This is a genomic window from Rhodococcus erythropolis R138 (genome assembly GCF_000696675.2).
Taxonomy (GTDB): Bacteria; Actinomycetota; Actinomycetes; order Mycobacteriales; family Mycobacteriaceae; genus Rhodococcus_F; species Rhodococcus_F erythropolis.
In genome coordinates this window covers 965,536-980,840 of record NZ_CP007255.1, presented here as the reverse complement: position 1 = coordinate 980,840, position 15,305 = coordinate 965,536, and the positions used below count along the sequence as shown (strand labels likewise).

Here is a 15,305-nt window from a genome sequence, read left to right as displayed (position 1 = left end):
TCTCGAATATGTTTGTCGAAGTTCCAAGTACCGGCGGGCCGGAGCGTGCCGTAGCGGCGCGCCCGGCCCGTTCCGGGTGGATGCCCCGAACCTTGGTGCCGTACCTGTACCTGTTGCCTGCAGTGGTGCTGTTGATCGTCTGGATCTACAAACCGCTCGGCGAGACTGTCAATCTTTCCTTCTACAAGTGGAACATGGTACTAACTACTCCCAAAGTAGCTGTAGGGCTGGACAATTACACTCGGGTGCTCTCATTGCCCGAGCTGCACCAGGCACTACGGAACACCGTGGTCTACACACTCGCTTTCATGCTGTTCTCGCTGTTGCTGCCCATCGTCATCGCAATGGTGTCCAAGCGGATCTCCGGACGTTCCAAGACCATCTATCAAGCTCTCATCTTTGTGCCCTTTCTCGTGACGCCGATCGCCGGCAGTGCCGTGTGGCGCTGGCTCTTCAACCCCGACGGCGGCGCCATCCCACGGGTGGCCGCGACGTGGGGAATAGAGATGGGCAACATCTTTCGTGATCCGAAGTTCGCGCTCCTCGGTGTGGTCGTGATCGTCGGCTGGCAAATGCTCGGGTTCGGAGTCCTGGTCATCTCGGCTGGGCTGGCCGGCATCAATCCGGACTACGCTTCGGCAGCATCGCTCGACGGTGCATCCGAGGCGACGATCACCCGAAAGATAACACTGCCATTGCTGTCCCCGACACTGGTCTTCCTCGCCCTCATGACGATTCTGCTGGGTGCGCAGTGGGCGTACCCTGTGATCGACATTCTCACCCAGGGTGGGCCGAGCGGTGCGTCCACGAACATCTATTACCTGTTGTACCAGTTCGGTTTCCAGAACTTCGATGCCGGACTTTCAGCTGCCGCAGGCACTCTCTTCTTCGTCGGCTTCGGAATCATCGCCGTCATCTTCGTCCGCCTGTCGGACCGACTGAGCTTCTACGACAATTAGGAACTGACATGGCATTTGTTCTGGTCGATGCACCCAGCCATACGCATGGTTCCGGTGCGACTTCGGCGGTGGAACACCTCGACACCCGGAGCAAGAACAATGACGGACCCGTCCGGTCCCGATCTCGAACACGGCGAGTGCTCGGACATGTTGTCCTCGCGGCCGTGACCGTGTTCAGCATTTTCCCGATCTACTGGCTGTTCGCCACGGCCTTTCGTCGCCCTGACGATTCTCTGTCGGCGAGCCCCCTCCCCTCGCCCTTCAGCCTCGAGAACTTCCGCTACGTGTGGAACACGATCCCGATGGCGTCGATGATGGTGAACACCTTCACCATGGCGTTAGCCATGTCGGTCAGCCAACTGTTCGTCGCCATCCTCGCCGCCTACGGGTTCGCGCGGTGGAACTTCTTCGGCAAACAAGCGTTGTTTCTGCTCTTCGTCGGGTCGTGGTTGGTTCCGTTTCAGGTCACGATGATCCCCAACTACCTTCTCATTTCCCAGATGGGCTTGCTCAACACCGTTGCAGGCATCGTGATCCCGAACTTGTGCTCGGCTTTCGGAGTCTTGCTGATGCGTCAGCACATGGAGGCATTCCCACGGGAGTTGCTGGACGCCAGCCAGATCGACGGCCAGAACTCGTGGGCAACGCTGTGGAAGGTTGTGCTGCCCAACATGAAGCCCGCTCTCGCAGCGCTCGGCATCATGCTGTTCATCTCGGCCTGGAACGAGTACCTTTGGCCCGCGCTGATCATGCGTCAGTCGAATTCCGTGCTGCAGATCGGAATCCGTAGCTTCCTCGGTGCCGAGGGGAACAACTGGGGTGCCATCATGGCGGCGTCCGGACTCGCGTGCCTGCCGATCTTCCTGATCTATCTATTCCTTCAGCGCTACGTGCGCGACGCGTTTGTTCAGTCCGGGCTCAAGTAGCGATCAACCGTTCTCAGAAACTGTTTACCGGGCACAGGAATTGGCGGGACTCGTTCCAGAAGGGGAAGAGATCGGTGGTGGTTGCCGTGGGGTGGTCGATCTCGGCGAGAGTGTAGAAATCGAGAATCGTCCGACCAGCTGCGGCGCTGACCTCGCATGCTTGCAAGCTCAGCTTTGCCTCCGCCACGAAGCCGATGCTGCGGGCGAAGGGACCGAGAGTTCCCGCATTGACGAAACTGTCGAGGTCTTGTCCCCACTGGTTGTAGTCCGACTGCAAAGCGAAGCTGCACGTTTCGCCGAACAACTCGCTGCAGGTGGTCGGCTTTCCGCCGATCGTGTGCACCGTATCGGCAAGCTCGTGTGAGGTGCTTTCGCGCGGAGATCCGGAAAGGAAAAGCAAGATGGCAACGGCCAAGGCAACCACCAGAAGGATGCTTGCGGCCGTTGCCAGTATCGCCTTCACAATCCCTCGATCCACGTAAGTTCATGAGGGCAACCGATTTTGGAACACCGGCCACTAGATTTGTACCCGTGGCGTTCAGGGTCCAAACATCGACCAGGCTGGGAGCCGTACGTCAGTCTGGGGGATCTGTTACAGGAACTGTGAGGGAGGATCAACACTCCCTTCCACTATCAATATATATCCCACTGGGGGCCTTGCGGCAAGGCCCGGGTAGTGCCGCAGAATGGCTCTTCCGATCCCGCACGACCGACTACGGGATCGGAACAGCCAGCGGAAGTGAGGGCACGTGCCAACCCAGGGATACGAAGAAGAACTGCGTTCCGAGCGGAACTATGTGGAGGGGCTCTACGCACGCCTCGATGCGGAGCGCGCCCGAGTCCAAGGCAGGTACAACACCGCTCTGCGCGGAAACGGCGAAGCACTCATGGAACGCGACGCCGAGGTGCGCGCGCTTGCCAAAGAGGTGAAAAGGCTGGACGTAGCCGACAACGGACTTTGTTTCGGCCGGTTGGACTCGCTTTCGGGCGAGACCTCCTACATCGGCCGGATCGGCCTTCTCGATGCGGACAACGACTACGAACCGGTGCTGCTCGATTGGCGGGCGCCGGCGTCTCGCGCGTTCTACGTTGCCACCGCTGCCAACCCGGAGAACATGCGTCGACGCCGTCAGTTCCGCACCCGGAGTCGGCGCGTGGTCGATTTCACCGACGAGGTACTCGGGCGCCCCGACGGCGTAGAACACGACACGCACAGCGATTCCGCCCTACTCGCGGCAGTCAACGCACCCCGCGGCGAGGGAATGCGGGACATCGTGGCAACCATCCAGGCCGAACAGGACGACATCGTCCGACTCGAACACCCCGGGGTGCTGGTGATCGAAGGTGGCCCAGGTACCGGGAAAACCGTCGTCGCCTTGCACCGCGTCGCCTACCTGCTCTACACCCAGCGAGAGCGGATGGAACGTCACGGCGTTCTCGTGGTCGGGCCGAACCCGGCGTTCCTGAACCACATCGGCCGCGTACTGCCCTCGCTGGGAGAGTCCGACGTGGTGTTCATGACCACCGGTGATCTCGTTCCCGGTCTACGCGTCACCTCCGAGGACACTCCGGAGGCCGCTGGGCTCAAAGGTTCGCTGAAGATCCTGGACGTTCTCGGCGCAGCGATTGCCGATCATCAGCGATTGCCCGAGAACCCACTGTTGATCGAATTGGCGGACGTCACGGTGCGGATCGACGCCGAAACCGCGGAGTGGGCCCGAGAAGAAGCCCGTTCGAGCGGACTCCCCCACAACGACGCACGCACTGTGTTCACCGAAATCCTCACCTGGGCGCTGACCGAACGGGCGATAGCGCGGATCGGCAAGGGGTGGTTGACACGCAGTGACCGTGAAGCCTGGGAGCAAGTGCGGACGGACCTGACCGCAGAGCTGGTGGAAAACAGCGCATTTACCGCGGCGCTCGACACGCTCTGGCCGATCCTGACTCCGAAAGAGCTACTGACACAGCTGTTTACTTCTCCAGCGCGACTACGCGCGGCAGGCGCGGACGAGAATCTGCTTCGCCAGGACGGTGACGCCTGGACTGTCTCGGACGTTCCGTTACTCGACGAGTTGGTGGACATGCTCGGCCGGGACAAGCCCGTCGACCAGAGTGCCGAACGTGAACGCCGCGACGAAGCCGCGTATGCAGCGGGCGTGCTGGACATGATGATCAGCCGCGAGGATCTGATGGACGACGAGGATCACCTTCTCGCCCAGGACATGCTGTACGCCGAGGACCTGGCGGATCGTTTCGTCGAACGCGATACCCGGGAACTCGCCGAACGTGCTGCCGCTGACCGAGACTGGACGTACCGGCATATAGTGGTCGACGAGGCCCAAGAGCTGTCCGAGATGGACTGGCGAGTCCTGATGCGCCGTTGCCCAGACCGGTCTTTCACGGTGGTAGGCGATCTCGCGCAACGACGTTCACCCGCAGGTGCCCGCTCGTGGGCGACGATGATGGAGCCGTACGTCCCCGGCCGCTGGATCTACCGATCCCTGTCGGTGAACTACCGCACCCCTGCCGAGATCATGAGCGTCGCCGCCGCCCTGCTCGCCGAGTTCGCGCCGGACGTGCAGCCACCCGAGTCCGTCCGCGCCTGCGGGATCGCGCCGTGGTCCAGACAAATATTCGCCGACGAACTAGCCTCCGCCATCGACGAATTCAATCAGGACGAGGCCGGGCGCGAAGGTACGAGCATCGTCATCGGACCTGCGGACGTGCCGGGCGCTGTGCCTGTTTCAGAAACGAAGGGGCTGGAGTTCGATGCCGTGCTCGTCGTGGAACCGGAGCGAATCATCGCCGACGGCCCACGCGGCGCGTCGGAACTCTATGTCGCCCTCACCCGCGCAACCCAACGTCTCGGCGTCTTACACGAGGGGCCTTTGCCGCAGGCATTGACCGGGCTCGTCCAGGCCGGGACGGCCGGATCACCGCAGTCGTTCGCGGCGAGCGATGGTGCTGTGTAGGCCTTCGGCAGCGGCGCGAACGTAAGGCACTTGGCTCTCGGGAACGAAGCGACTGGTGGGACCGGTGACACTGATGGCGGCGACGGGTTTGTCGTTGGTCCCGAATACCGGCGCCGCAACGCACGCGAGACCCGGCGCTGATTCCTCGCGCTCGAACGCAATACCGGTCTCGACCACTCGGTTCAGTTGGGTATTGAGAATGCCGGGCGCAACGATCGTGTGCGGGGTGCGTCTGGTCATCGGTTCCGACAGCACCTCGCGACGAAATTCGTTGTCGGAGAATGCCAGGAGTGCCTTGCCGATTGCGGTGCAATACAGCGGTATCCGGCCACCGGTCCGGGACGGCGAGTTGGCTTGCCGGTGTCCGCCGATTTTCGCGACGTATACGACGTCGTGGCCGTCGCGGACCCCCAGGTGGACTGTCTCGTGGGTCCGCTCGTACAAGTCTTGGAGGAAAGGCATCGCCATTTCCAGGAGGCTGCGTTCGAGGGAGGCGAGCATGCCGAGTTCGAAGAGGCCGCCGCTGAGCCGGTAGCCACCGTCGATTCGGTCGAGTAAACGGTTCGCGACCAGTTCGTTGGCCAGGCGGTGCACCGTTGCCTTGTGCAGTCCGGTCCGTTGGACCAGGGTGGCGAGAGGCAACACGTGGTCGTCAGCCCGGAAGGCACGCAGGATCGTCACCGCCTTGCCGAGCACGGTGTCGAGGTTTGCGCCGCCAGTCACCTGCCCAGCGTATCGCTGAGTGAGACAGTTCCCTGGCGCAATCTCGGCGCCACGGCGAAAGTAATGGCCATGAGCCAGCCCACGAATACCAGTACAGCGAGCGAGACGGACATCTCAGCTGCTGCTGACCGCCTCGCAGCCGCCATCGCGAGCGGTACTCCCTGCGCACCGGTGCGCGATCTGATCGGCGCCGACGACCTCGTCGCTGCCTACGCTGTCCAGCGCCGCGTCGATGAAATCCGTCGGCAGGCGGGTGCCGTCGTCGTAGGCCGCAAGATCGGCCTGACCTCGGTGGCAGTCCAGCAACAGCTGGGCGTCGACCAACCCGACCTCGGCGTTCTGTACGCCGACATGGAGTTCCCCGCCGGCGGCACCATCCCCATGAGTCGTTTGATCCAGCCCAAGGTCGAAGCGGAAGTTGCCTTCGTGCTCGGTGCCGACCTCGTGGACGGACCGCTGGACAGTGCGCAGGTGCGCGAGGCGATCGACTACTCCGTCGCAGCGATCGAGATCTGTGACAGCCGCATCGCGTCGTGGGACATCAAATTCGGTGACACCGTCGCCGACAATGCGTCCTCGGGCGTGTACGTCCTGGGAACCGAACGTCGCACCCTCGACGAGGTGGAACCCGCCGGCGTCGTCATGTCGATGTCCGTCGACGGCACCGAGGTGTCCACCGGCGTCGGAACCGCTTGCCTGGGCGATCCGATCGAAGCAGTCGTCTGGCTCGCCCGCACGGCACGCGAGTTGGGGCAGCCGCTGACTGCAGGCCAGGTGATCCTGTCCGGCGCACTCGGCCCCATGGCACCGGTCACCGCAGGCAACGAAGTCACCGTGACCGTCTCCGGGTTCGGTTCCGTCACCACCAGTTTTTCCAGCGAAGAGGACAACGCATGAGCAAGGTCAAGGTCGCGATCATCGGATCGGGCAACATCGGCACGGATCTGATGATCAAGGTGCTGCGCAACTCCGACTACCTGGAGATGGGCGCGATGGTCGGCATCGACCCGGCGTCGGACGGCCTCGCCCGCGCAGCGCGTCTGAACGTGCCGATCACGGCTGAAGGTGTCGAGGGTTTGATCGGTCTGCCGAACTTCGACGAGATCGAGATCGTCTTCGACGCCACCTCGGCAAAGGCTCACGTCGCCAACAACGCGCGGCTGGCTCCCCTCGGCAAGCGCATGATCGACCTGACGCCTGCCGCCATCGGCCCGTACGTCGTGCCGGCCGTCAACGCAGACGAGCACCTGGACGCACCCAACGTCAACATGGTGACGTGTGGTGGCCAGGCCACGATCCCGATGGTTGCGGCTGTTTCTCGGGTCGTCCCGGTGGCGTATGCGGAGATCGTCGCGTCCATCGCCTCGAAGTCTGCAGGTCCCGGAACGCGCGCCAACATCGACGAGTTCACCGAGACCACATCCGAGGCGATCGTTGCTGTCGGCGGCGCCCGCCGCGGCAAGGCCATCATCATCCTCAACCCCGCTGAGCCGCCGCTCATCATGCGCGACACGGTGTTCTGCCTCGTCGACGCCCCGGACCCGGCTGTTCACGAGGAGATCCGTCAGTCCATCGAGAAGATGGTCGGCGACGTCTCCGCCTATGTTCCGGGCTACCGCCTCAAGCAGGAAGTCCAGATCACCGAGATCCCGGCCGACCAGCCCGTCGAGACGTTGCTCGTCGACGGCAATCGCCCCACCCATCAGGTGTCGGTGTTCCTCGAGGTCGAGGGTGCTGCACACTACCTGCCTGCGTACGCCGGCAATCTCGACATCATGACGTCCGCCGGAATGCAGATCGCGGAGCGCATCGCCCAGCAGAAGGAAGCAACCAAGTGAGCAACCGCAAGATCTTCGTCCAGGACGTCACCCTTCGCGACGGCATGCACGCTGTCCGCCACCGCATTTCACCCACCGACGTCAAGCGGATCGTCACAGCTCTCGATGCTGCCGGCGTCGACGCGATCGAAGTTGCACACGGCGACGGCCTCGCCGGCGGCTCGCTCAACTACGGCCCCGGCTCGAACACCGACTGGGAATGGATCGAAGCAGCGGCCGAGGTACTCGAGCACGCTCGTCTCACCACGCTGCTGCTTCCGGGTGTCGGCACGATCAGTGAACTCAAGCACGCTTACGACCTCGGTGTTCGCTCGGTTCGCGTTGCCACGCACTGCACCGAGGCCGACGTCTCCGCGCAGCACATCGAAACCGCCCGCGAGATCGGCATGGACGTCTCGGGCTTCCTGATGATGAGCCACATGGCGCCGGCCGAAGAACTGGCGAAGCAGGCCAAGCTGATGGAGTCCTACGGCGCGCACTGCGTCTACGTCACCGACTCGGGTGGACGTCTGGTGATGAACGACGTCGCGGATCGTGTTCGCGCATACCGCGACATCCTCGACGAGGGCACCGAAATCGGTATCCACGCGCATGAGAACCTGTCGCTCTCGGTTGCCAATTCCGTTGTCGCAGTGCAGAACGGCGTCACCCGCGTCGATGCTTCGCTTGCCGGTCACGGTGCCGGCGCCGGTAACTGCCCCCTCGAAGCCTTCATCGCCGTCGCGAACATCGAGGAGTGGGAGCACGGCTGCGACCTGTTCGCCTTACAGGATGCCGCCGACGACATCGTCCGTCCGCTGCAGGATCGGCCGGTCCGCGTCGATCGAGAGACCCTCACGCTCGGCTATGCCGGCGTGTACTCGAGCTTCCTGCGCCACGCCGAGGCCGCTTCGGAGCGCTACGGAATCGACGTTCGCACACTGCTTCTCGAAGCCGGCCGCCGCCGTCTGGTGGGTGGCCAGGAAGACATGATCGTCGACATTGCACTCACCCTTGCAGCGCAGGCAACAAAGGAAGCTGTCTGACGCGCTGCCGAGTTCGCTGATACCCGAGTCCCGCTCCCGTCTCCGGACGGGGGCGGGACTTGCCATTTCAGCCGAGAGAGCCCACCGACACGGCACTCGAAAAGCTGGCAAAGTTCGTCGCACGACATCTCTGTCGCTCAGGGTAGAAACTTCTCCGCTACAGACGAATTCAGGAAACCAGCTTCATCGATGCAAGACCTGCAGGGTGATACCTTCGATATGCTGAGCTCGTGGAACCTACCGAATACCGTGACGAATTGAGATCTGTCCTCGATACCGCGTCGGGGGTAGTGAGCGATCGACTGGCTGCGATCCACAACGCGGCAACCCCGCGCACCGAAGGGATCGTCATCGACGTCTCGCTCGACCAAGACGGCGAGGGAACATTCGGCGTCTGGGCACGATACGAGGGTCCCGACGCATTCAGTCTGAATCAGCAGATCGGTGACGAGAGAGAGCTATTCGGCGTGATCTGGGGCGAGGAGGGCTGGGAACCGCCGGTTCCGCATCGACCGCGAAAGTGGTCACGTGTGGAACTCGAGAAAGTGGTCGTCGGTGTCGTGGCCAAATGGATCGACGGGCTCATTCCCTCGACCGCCACCGAACTACCTTGGGAAGTAACGACTCCCGACGGAACTGTCGACGGTGTACTCGTGGGCCCAGAGATCAGCCGTGGACATTCGCCTCGATGAAAGCGCGGAAGCATCGGCGAACACGTTGCAGCGTCAGCGTCCGGTCGAACCGTCGATCAATTCGCGGAGGATGTCAGCGTGCCCGGCATGGCGTCCGGTCTCTTCGATCATGTGCACGAGCGCCCAGCGGACACTGGGAGCGGGTCGTTTCGCCCCCGGTCGCGGGATGGCCGCAGCAAGATCTGTGCATCCGTCGAGAACTGCGTTGGCGCGCTCGACCGTCTCGCGATAGCGACTGACGACACCGTCCACGCTGTCTTCCGATGACGGTTGAAACGTCGCTTTCCAATCCGTCACGTTTTCTGCAAGGAACATCGACCGTTCGACAAAGGTCAGATGATTGGCCAGCCCGAGCAAGGTTGTTCCCGACGGAACAATTGTGGTGCGCACCTGCGGTTCCGGAGCACCCTCGACCTTGGCGGCAATCGAATCACGGAGGTAGTCGAGAAACGCTCGTAGTGTGGCTGCCTCGCTATTCCCTGTCCGGGGTGGTGGGGCATCTCGGCGGCTGCGACGCGACGTTGCCATGGCGGTTCTCCTTCCTCGGCGAAGAACGATGAAGAGGCTTCATTCCTGGATGGGCAGAACCGATCCTTCCGAACTCACTCCGATCCCGCATCAAATTTTGCCGTTACAGCAAAGACAACTTGGTTGCCGGTGTCAGCGTGCCGAGTTCAGGTCGCGCACAAGTTGGGGTCTCCGCCACTTGCCGACCTCGAAAGGCCACCGCCGCAGCGGATAGGCGAGACGAGCCACGAAGTAATTGACGTACTCGACGACGCCGAAAGCCCACACCGCCACGACGCCCACCGCCGCGCCGGAGTGATCTGGTAACCAGATGACAACGCCGAGAAGAGCTATCGCCAACAAGAGAACATCGAGAACCCGAAACACGCGGTAAAGCGCTGCGAGGCGGGCCGGCATCGACTCCAACTCGACCCAGCCCCGCGCAAGCAGCCAATAAACACCTGCTTGCACGAGGATCACAAGCAGTGGGGCCAGCGCCGACCACAACGCCGCGGAGTCTTGCGAACCTTCGAGCCGGGGCATCACGACACCGACCGCCACAGCGGCAAATACGGCCGCGGCAGCCAGTTCGCCGAGGCCGAGGCTCAGGTACCTGCGTCTCAAACTCTGTCGCCGTTGATCCACCACGTAAGAACCCTATCCGTTGATCACCATCGCTTGCCACGTGGTGGTCGGACCGATTCTGCAGCGCGCGTGGGGAATACACTTCATCTCGACTTCGATCTCGAGCACCATAAGGCAGGTGGATCATCCTGGGACGTTCTCGCGGATCCGGTGGGAAACCTTTTCTGCGTGGGTGATCCGCACTAGCTGCGCCGTTGTCAGTCCCCGATACGCGGTCGTTCGCGCCGACGTGGTCCTCGATCGCGCATCTCGAGAATCGCTGCTGCCGTGGACGCGACCGTCTTGTCGTCGTCGTGGGTGATCCGGGCGAGCGCTTCGCGTGCTGCAGCGCCAGGAATCTCGGCGAGCGCCTGCGTAATTCGCAACCTCGTCGGGGCGTCGTCAGTGCCGTCCAGTCTTGCCTGCACGGCATCGACGACCTCACCGCTTGTAGGTGAGTGCTCCGCGAGAAGACCGAGCACCTCGCCTGCCTCGACGTCGCGGCGCCCGTCGGCGACCATCTCGAGGAGAGCGGGCATCGAGACAGCCTCTCCGCGAGATCCGAGGGCGAGAGCGGCGTCAGCGCGGACTATCGCGTCCGAATCATCGAGAGCTCGCTTCAGAGACCGAGTTGCTTCCTCGGTGTTGATCCCGGATATGGCCGACGTCGCGCGGCGTCGAACCTCGACGTCCTCCGATTCGAGCCCCTTCGTCAGACCTGCAAGGCCTGCACCTTCGGTCCTCGCCAACGCCCACTGCAATGCTCCCGCCACGTTGGCATCCCTCTCCGACAGGATGGCCTCGACGAGTGCGTCGACCGGCAATGCCGCATTTGCGTCCTGCGACAGAATCGCTTGCTGGCGGTGGGCGGCGAACTCGGATTCGAGTGCACGCAACAGCGAGACCATGCGCAGGACGTCGTCCCACTCCGAAGGGGCGGTGGCGTCGACCCTTTCGAGTTTGGTCAGCAATTCCTCCTCCGCCGCGATCCGTTGCCGAGTGTGTTGCATGAGTTCACCCACCAAATCGGCCGGTGCAAAGTCTGATTCGTCGAGTGCACGCTTGGCCTCGTTCAACGAGAGCCCCAACGTCCTCAGGCTCTCGACGTGGAAGAGGCGACGGATGTCGTCAGCGGAGTACTCGCGGTAGCCACCGGACGTGCGGCCCGTCGGCTTCACCAGCCCCAAAGTGTCGTAGTGACGCAGCATCCGTGTGCTGACACCACAACGCCGCGAGACCTCGCCGATCAACATCCGTCTCCCCTTCCTACGCGTCCGGTCCGATTGCCGCGACGCGCTTCGCCAACTCGTGTGAGAGAGCGAATCCACCGTCGGGATCGTGCCAGAGTTGCTTTGTAGCATCAGCATGCGCTCGGACACGCGGAATCGGGCTCGTACCGGCCGCGTCGAGCACCGGGAGCACAGCCTCGCCGAGCCCGGTCAGGGCGCGGCTCAGACTGAGCTGCATCTGCAGTTCACCCCGACCGAGTTCTGTGGCCAGATCGGCCGCGAGTGCGCCCTCGTCTCCCGCCGGCACGAGAGCCACAGCCGCGCGCCACGCACTGCGCGCAACCTCGTCGTCCTGGTCGTGGACGAGCGCGGAGACCTCGGGCCACGCGATCGGATCGCCGATCTTGGACAAAGTGTGGAGCGCCTGACTGCGGGCTTGCGAGCCATCAGACCCGAGCTCACGGATCAGCCTCGGCACCGTGATTTCGGCCGGCAAGCGGCACAACGCCCAGGTCAGCATGTCGCGGACGAAGAAGTCCGGCTCGACGGCGCACCGATGGATCAGGGCATCCGTCAACTGAGGATCCGGGCGTGTGCCGACCGCAAGCGCGGCGCGCAGTCGAACCGAGGGATCGGCTGCGGCCACGGCGTCGACGAGGTGGGCATTCTGCCCACCGTGGTTGGTTGTGTTCACGACAACCACCTCCTTCACCGACCAGTGAAACCCTTGTCACTGTGTCAAGGTCAAGCGTCACTGCCTCCGACACGTGAAATGTCGCCTCGGATCACACGCCGGTTGTCGATCCTGGCCGAAAGATCATCAGCACGACGACAACGACCCAGAGCAGATTGAAGATTCCCGTCGCGGTGCCCAGTCGACGGGTGAGCCGCGTTGCGACGTCCACAACGGACCCGGTTCCTTCGATCGCCGCCATTGTCTGCCGTTGGGCGGGAAGCACGACCACGGTGAGTATCACGGCGGCCACGACGGTGAGTGCGATCGAGGTGAGGATCCACAGGTCACCGAGCACTCCGAGATTGACGGCGGTGGCGATACCGAGCATCGGAACGACAACGCCGATCGTGGCGTACACCCGAACGATGCGATGCAGCATGCCCGTCGTCGCAACACTGGCGCTGTCCGGATCGGCGAGCGCGGCGCGGCTCGCCACCGGGAACATACTCGCTGCCACAGCGACAGGGCCGATGGCAAGAATGGCCGCAATCACATGGAGGGACAGCAGGATTCCGGTCATGGGATTTCTCGCGTTTCGGTACGCACAAGCGTATTCACGCGGCGTCCGGGGCGAAGGTGACTACAGGCTCGGCGCCCTTGGCCGACCACACCGTTCCTCGACGCTCGTAGTCGAAGAGCGCTTCGACCTCGAGACTTATCCGGGGCCCGAGGCATCGTTCCAGCAGATACAGGCCCAGGTCGAGACCGGATGTCACACCACCGGCGGTGATCAGGTCACCGTCGTCGACGATTCGCGCCTGGATCGGAATTACACCGCCGGCCGCCAGTGCGTCGACGGCAAGATGGTGCGTCACGGCGCGGCGCCCTTCGAGAAGCCCCGCCATCGCCAGCGCCAATGATCCTCCACAGACGGTCGCAACGAGAACACCAGGATCGTCAAGTGCACGGCGCATCATGACAGGCAGTTCGGTTTCCGTTGTGGCCGCGAGCCTTTCCGGCAAGCTGGAACCCGGCTGGTCCGCATTGGGTTCGAAGAGACCCGATGCTCCGGGAACGATGATCAGATCCGCGTGTTCGACATCGAGGGTTGCAGTGGCGGTCATAGCGAGTTCACCACTCCCGCTCACGACGGTCCGAGGCCCCTCCGCGCTGACGAGTTCGACGCTCAACGCCCCACCGCTGGCGAGACCCCCGGCGTAAAGCACCTCGTACGGGCCCACGACATCCATGGGATCGAATCCGTCGAACAACACGATCTGCGCGTGCACTGCAACCTCCGATTTTGTGCGACGCGCTCCTGTGCACGTCGCTGTTCCCACGACAGTAGGAGGAAGTTGACCTCTATGGCGACGGCTGAAAGCCAACCTTCGACGGCTTTCAGCCAACCTCACACATTCCGTGAAATACCAGTTGAGAGGATATTTCAAGACACGAGATCACCGAATCTCGCGCCACATACGCTACGTTTCAGACATGCATGACGTTGCAGTTCTCGCGTTGCCCGGGGTGGTGCCGATGGACCTGGCGGCACCCCTCGAAGTCTTCGGACGATGCAGGCTCCCCTCAGGTGCACCGGCGTACCGGACCTCCGTGTGCGCGCTCACCGAGGAGGTGGAGACCGGAACGTTCACGATGCGAGTACCGCACGGACTCTCACGCCTCGCCCAGGCAAGCACGATCATCATCCCGGGCACCGCCGATCTCGACGTGCCGATCGACCCCGAGATCATCGACGCCCTCAGAACTGCCGCGGATCGCGGCACGCGCATCGCCTCACTGTGCGTCGGTGCATTCACACTCGCCGACACAGGCTTGCTCGACGGACTTCGCGCGACGACGCACTGGGCGGCTGCGTCGGAGTTGGCCCGCCGGCACCCGGCCATCGACGTCGATGCCGCCGTTCTCTACGTAGACAACGGGCACGTCCTGACTTCCGCCGGCGCCGCGGCCGCACTCGACCTGTGTCTGTACATGGTCCGTCAGGACTACGGGTCCGCGGTCGCCGCCGACACGGCGCGGCTGAGCGTGATGCCGCTCGAACGTGCCGGTGGGCAAGCACAATTCATCGTCCACGAACCTCCCGTACCCAGCGGGACAACCCTTCGGCCGCTACTGAACTGGATGGAAGAGAACCTCGGGGAGCAACTCGACATCACGACAATCGCAGCCAAGGCAACGATGAGCACCCGCACGCTCAACCGCCGCTTCCAGGAACAAATCGGTACGACGCCGTTGCAGTGGCTCCATCACGCGCGGCTCCGTCAAGCGCAATTTCTGCTCGAGACCACCGACCACTCCATCGAACGTGTTGCGGGACAAGTCGGATTCAATGCCGTCACCACGTTCCGCGAACGCTTCCGAGACTTGGTCGGCACCAGTCCACAGCGATACCGGACGCAGTTTCGAACGTCGCGCTAGCTGACCTACTTCTCGCTCTGTCGACGCACCATCTCCGAGATCCAGATCGGCGCAAACGGCGAGGTGCAGTTCGGGGGAGTCGGGTAGTCCTCGAGCACTCGCAGACGCTCACCAATGCCGATTGCGCGGGCCCGGTACTCGGCATGTTCGATCCCGATCTGGGCCAAGCAGTGGTTCATCGCCCATTGCAGGCGATCAGGGGCATCCTTCATCTCTGCCTCGATGACGTCGAGCAATCCTGAAAGATCCAGGCCCTCGGGCTTCTTCGCTACGCGCTCGGTAGTCAGGGCCCAACCGGCGCTCGCAACCACGGGATCGGAGTCGGCGGTCCAGGCCACCCGCAAATCCTCCGCGTGCGGGTTCTTCTTCACCACGTAGTTGACGAGCCAGTCATGCACCTTGGGAGTACGAGCCTCACGCAACATGACGTCCAACTCGTCACGCTCGAACGCCTTCGGACGACAGATCAAGAGGGCAAGCAGCCTCGCTGCGGTATCGCCCGTCGCCCAAAGTTGTTGTGCAAGTTCTTGCTGAGTCTTCAGTCGCTTCGCGACTGCCCGCAGTTTTGTCAGGTTCACACCGTGATCGTCACCGTGCTTCTCGTTCACTGCGCGCACCTTCGGATCCTCGAGCGCAGCCAACTCGTCCATCACCTCGGCAACCGTCGATTCAGCCACGTCGTCCTCCAGTCACTA

The 15,305-nt window shown here is 63.0% G+C and carries 17 protein-coding genes; 8 read left to right on the top strand and 9 right to left on the bottom strand.

Annotated elements, in window-relative coordinates; all coding sequences use genetic code 11:
* Positions 1-8: 8 nt before the first annotated feature.
* Together H351_RS04470 and H351_RS04465 are read left to right on the top strand one after the other, a co-directional pair.
* The gene (locus tag H351_RS04470) at positions 9-959 is read left to right on the top strand and encodes a carbohydrate ABC transporter permease (protein WP_029256637.1); all 951 of its coding nucleotides are present in this window, start codon (positions 9-11) and stop codon (positions 957-959) included.
* A gap of 8 nt (positions 960-967) precedes the next feature.
* Positions 968-1,885 (top strand): carbohydrate ABC transporter permease, encoded by a 918-nt coding sequence (locus H351_RS04465; RefSeq protein ID WP_029256638.1) that lies wholly within the window; start codon positions 968-970, stop codon positions 1,883-1,885.
* A 13-nt stretch (positions 1,886-1,898) separates the two neighbouring features.
* Here H351_RS04465 and H351_RS04460 read toward each other — a convergent pair whose 3' ends face one another.
* Entirely contained in the window at positions 1,899-2,363 is a 465-nt protein-coding gene (locus H351_RS04460; protein WP_244891436.1) for a hypothetical protein, read from the bottom strand.
* Positions 2,364-2,634: 271 nt separating this feature from the next.
* On the opposite strand from H351_RS04460, the gene helR reads away from it, so the two are divergent.
* Positions 2,635-4,857: an RNA polymerase recycling motor ATPase HelR gene (helR, locus tag H351_RS04455; protein ID WP_029256640.1), complete on the top strand. Its 2,223-nt coding sequence runs from the start codon at positions 2,635-2,637 to the stop codon at positions 4,855-4,857.
* On the opposite strand, the gene H351_RS04450 is transcribed toward helR, so the two are convergent.
* Positions 4,819-5,580, bottom strand: a complete 762-nt coding sequence (locus H351_RS04450; protein ID WP_020909647.1) for an IclR family transcriptional regulator — start codon at positions 5,578-5,580, stop codon at positions 4,819-4,821. The two genes, helR and H351_RS04450, sit on opposite strands and share 39 nt — an antisense overlap.
* A 69-nt stretch (positions 5,581-5,649) precedes the next feature.
* Here H351_RS04450 and H351_RS04445 point away from each other — a divergent pair, with 69 nt between their 5' ends.
* The 4 genes from H351_RS04445 to H351_RS04430 all read left to right on the top strand — a co-directional run bounded on the left by H351_RS04445 (position 5,650) and on the right by H351_RS04430 (position 9,135).
* Positions 5,650-6,477, top strand: a complete 828-nt coding sequence (locus H351_RS04445; RefSeq protein ID WP_029256641.1) for a 2-keto-4-pentenoate hydratase — start codon at positions 5,650-5,652, stop codon at positions 6,475-6,477.
* On the top strand, positions 6,474-7,418 hold the full coding sequence (locus H351_RS04440) for an acetaldehyde dehydrogenase (acetylating) (protein WP_020909649.1): 945 nt from the start codon (positions 6,474-6,476) through the stop codon (positions 7,416-7,418). Before H351_RS04445 ends, H351_RS04440 begins: the two co-directional genes overlap by 4 nt.
* Positions 7,415-8,443 carry a 4-hydroxy-2-oxovalerate aldolase gene (dmpG, locus tag H351_RS04435; RefSeq protein WP_020909650.1) on the top strand — a complete coding sequence of 343 codons (1,029 nt, stop codon included), beginning with the start codon at positions 7,415-7,417 and terminating at the stop codon, positions 8,441-8,443. Before H351_RS04440 ends, dmpG begins: the two co-directional genes overlap by 4 nt.
* Before the next feature lie 230 nt (positions 8,444-8,673).
* Complete coding sequence (locus H351_RS04430; RefSeq protein WP_029256642.1) at positions 8,674-9,135, top strand: DUF6389 family protein; 462 nt, start codon at positions 8,674-8,676, stop codon at positions 9,133-9,135.
* A gap of 33 nt (positions 9,136-9,168) precedes the next feature.
* Here H351_RS04430 and H351_RS04425 read toward each other — a convergent pair whose 3' ends face one another.
* The 6 genes from H351_RS04425 to H351_RS04400 all read right to left on the bottom strand — a co-directional run bounded on the left by H351_RS04425 (position 9,169) and on the right by H351_RS04400 (position 13,460).
* Positions 9,169-9,663, bottom strand: coding sequence for a DinB family protein (locus H351_RS04425; protein WP_029256643.1), 495 nt, complete (start codon positions 9,661-9,663; stop codon positions 9,169-9,171).
* Positions 9,664-9,795: 132 nt separating this feature from the next.
* Positions 9,796-10,290, bottom strand: coding sequence for a hypothetical protein (locus H351_RS04420; protein WP_029256644.1), 495 nt, complete (start codon positions 10,288-10,290; stop codon positions 9,796-9,798).
* A gap of 194 nt (positions 10,291-10,484) precedes the next feature.
* Positions 10,485-11,519, bottom strand: a complete 1,035-nt coding sequence (locus H351_RS04415; protein WP_029256645.1) for a MerR family transcriptional regulator — start codon at positions 11,517-11,519, stop codon at positions 10,485-10,487.
* A gap of 13 nt (positions 11,520-11,532) precedes the next feature.
* A complete protein-coding gene (locus H351_RS04410; RefSeq protein ID WP_029256646.1) occupies positions 11,533-12,198 on the bottom strand; it encodes a HEAT repeat domain-containing protein in 666 nt (221 codons plus the stop codon).
* An 82-nt stretch (positions 12,199-12,280) separates the two neighbouring features.
* Positions 12,281-12,751 (bottom strand): DUF2269 family protein, encoded by a 471-nt coding sequence (locus H351_RS04405; RefSeq protein WP_029256647.1) that lies wholly within the window; start codon positions 12,749-12,751, stop codon positions 12,281-12,283.
* 34 nt (positions 12,752-12,785) lie between these two features.
* Positions 12,786-13,460, bottom strand: coding sequence for a DJ-1/PfpI family protein (locus H351_RS04400; protein ID WP_029256648.1), 675 nt, complete (start codon positions 13,458-13,460; stop codon positions 12,786-12,788).
* A gap of 205 nt (positions 13,461-13,665) precedes the next feature.
* Between H351_RS04400 and H351_RS04395 the strand changes: the two genes are divergently transcribed.
* On the top strand, positions 13,666-14,610 hold the full coding sequence (locus H351_RS04395; protein WP_019745972.1) for a GlxA family transcriptional regulator: 945 nt from the start codon (positions 13,666-13,668) through the stop codon (positions 14,608-14,610).
* A gap of 5 nt (positions 14,611-14,615) precedes the next feature.
* Here the strand turns inward: H351_RS04395 and H351_RS04390 are convergent, their stop codons facing one another.
* Positions 14,616-15,287, bottom strand: a complete 672-nt coding sequence (locus H351_RS04390) for a DNA alkylation repair protein (RefSeq protein ID WP_020909659.1) — start codon at positions 15,285-15,287, stop codon at positions 14,616-14,618.
* Positions 15,288-15,305 lie beyond the last annotated feature (18 nt).

What these genes read in the sequence shown, in the direction of transcription:
- H351_RS04425 (WP_029256643.1), bottom strand. Translation starts at nt 9,663, where the DNA reads ATGGCAACGTCGCGTCGCAGCCGCCGAGATGCCCCACCACCCCGGACA.
- H351_RS04395 (WP_019745972.1), top strand. Translation starts at nt 13,666, where the DNA reads ATGCATGACGTTGCAGTTCTCGCGTTGCCCGGGGTGGTGCCGATGGAC.
- H351_RS04415 (WP_029256645.1), bottom strand. Translation starts at nt 11,519, where the DNA reads ATGTTGATCGGCGAGGTCTCGCGGCGTTGTGGTGTCAGCACACGGATG.
- H351_RS04440 (WP_020909649.1), top strand. Translation starts at nt 6,474, where the DNA reads ATGAGCAAGGTCAAGGTCGCGATCATCGGATCGGGCAACATCGGCACG.
- H351_RS04405 (WP_029256647.1), bottom strand. Translation starts at nt 12,751, where the DNA reads ATGACCGGAATCCTGCTGTCCCTCCATGTGATTGCGGCCATTCTTGCC.
- H351_RS04470 (WP_029256637.1), top strand. Translation starts at nt 9, where the DNA reads ATGTTTGTCGAAGTTCCAAGTACCGGCGGGCCGGAGCGTGCCGTAGCG.
- H351_RS04465 (WP_029256638.1), top strand. Translation starts at nt 968, where the DNA reads ATGGCATTTGTTCTGGTCGATGCACCCAGCCATACGCATGGTTCCGGT.
- H351_RS04445 (WP_029256641.1), top strand. Translation starts at nt 5,650, where the DNA reads ATGAGCCAGCCCACGAATACCAGTACAGCGAGCGAGACGGACATCTCA.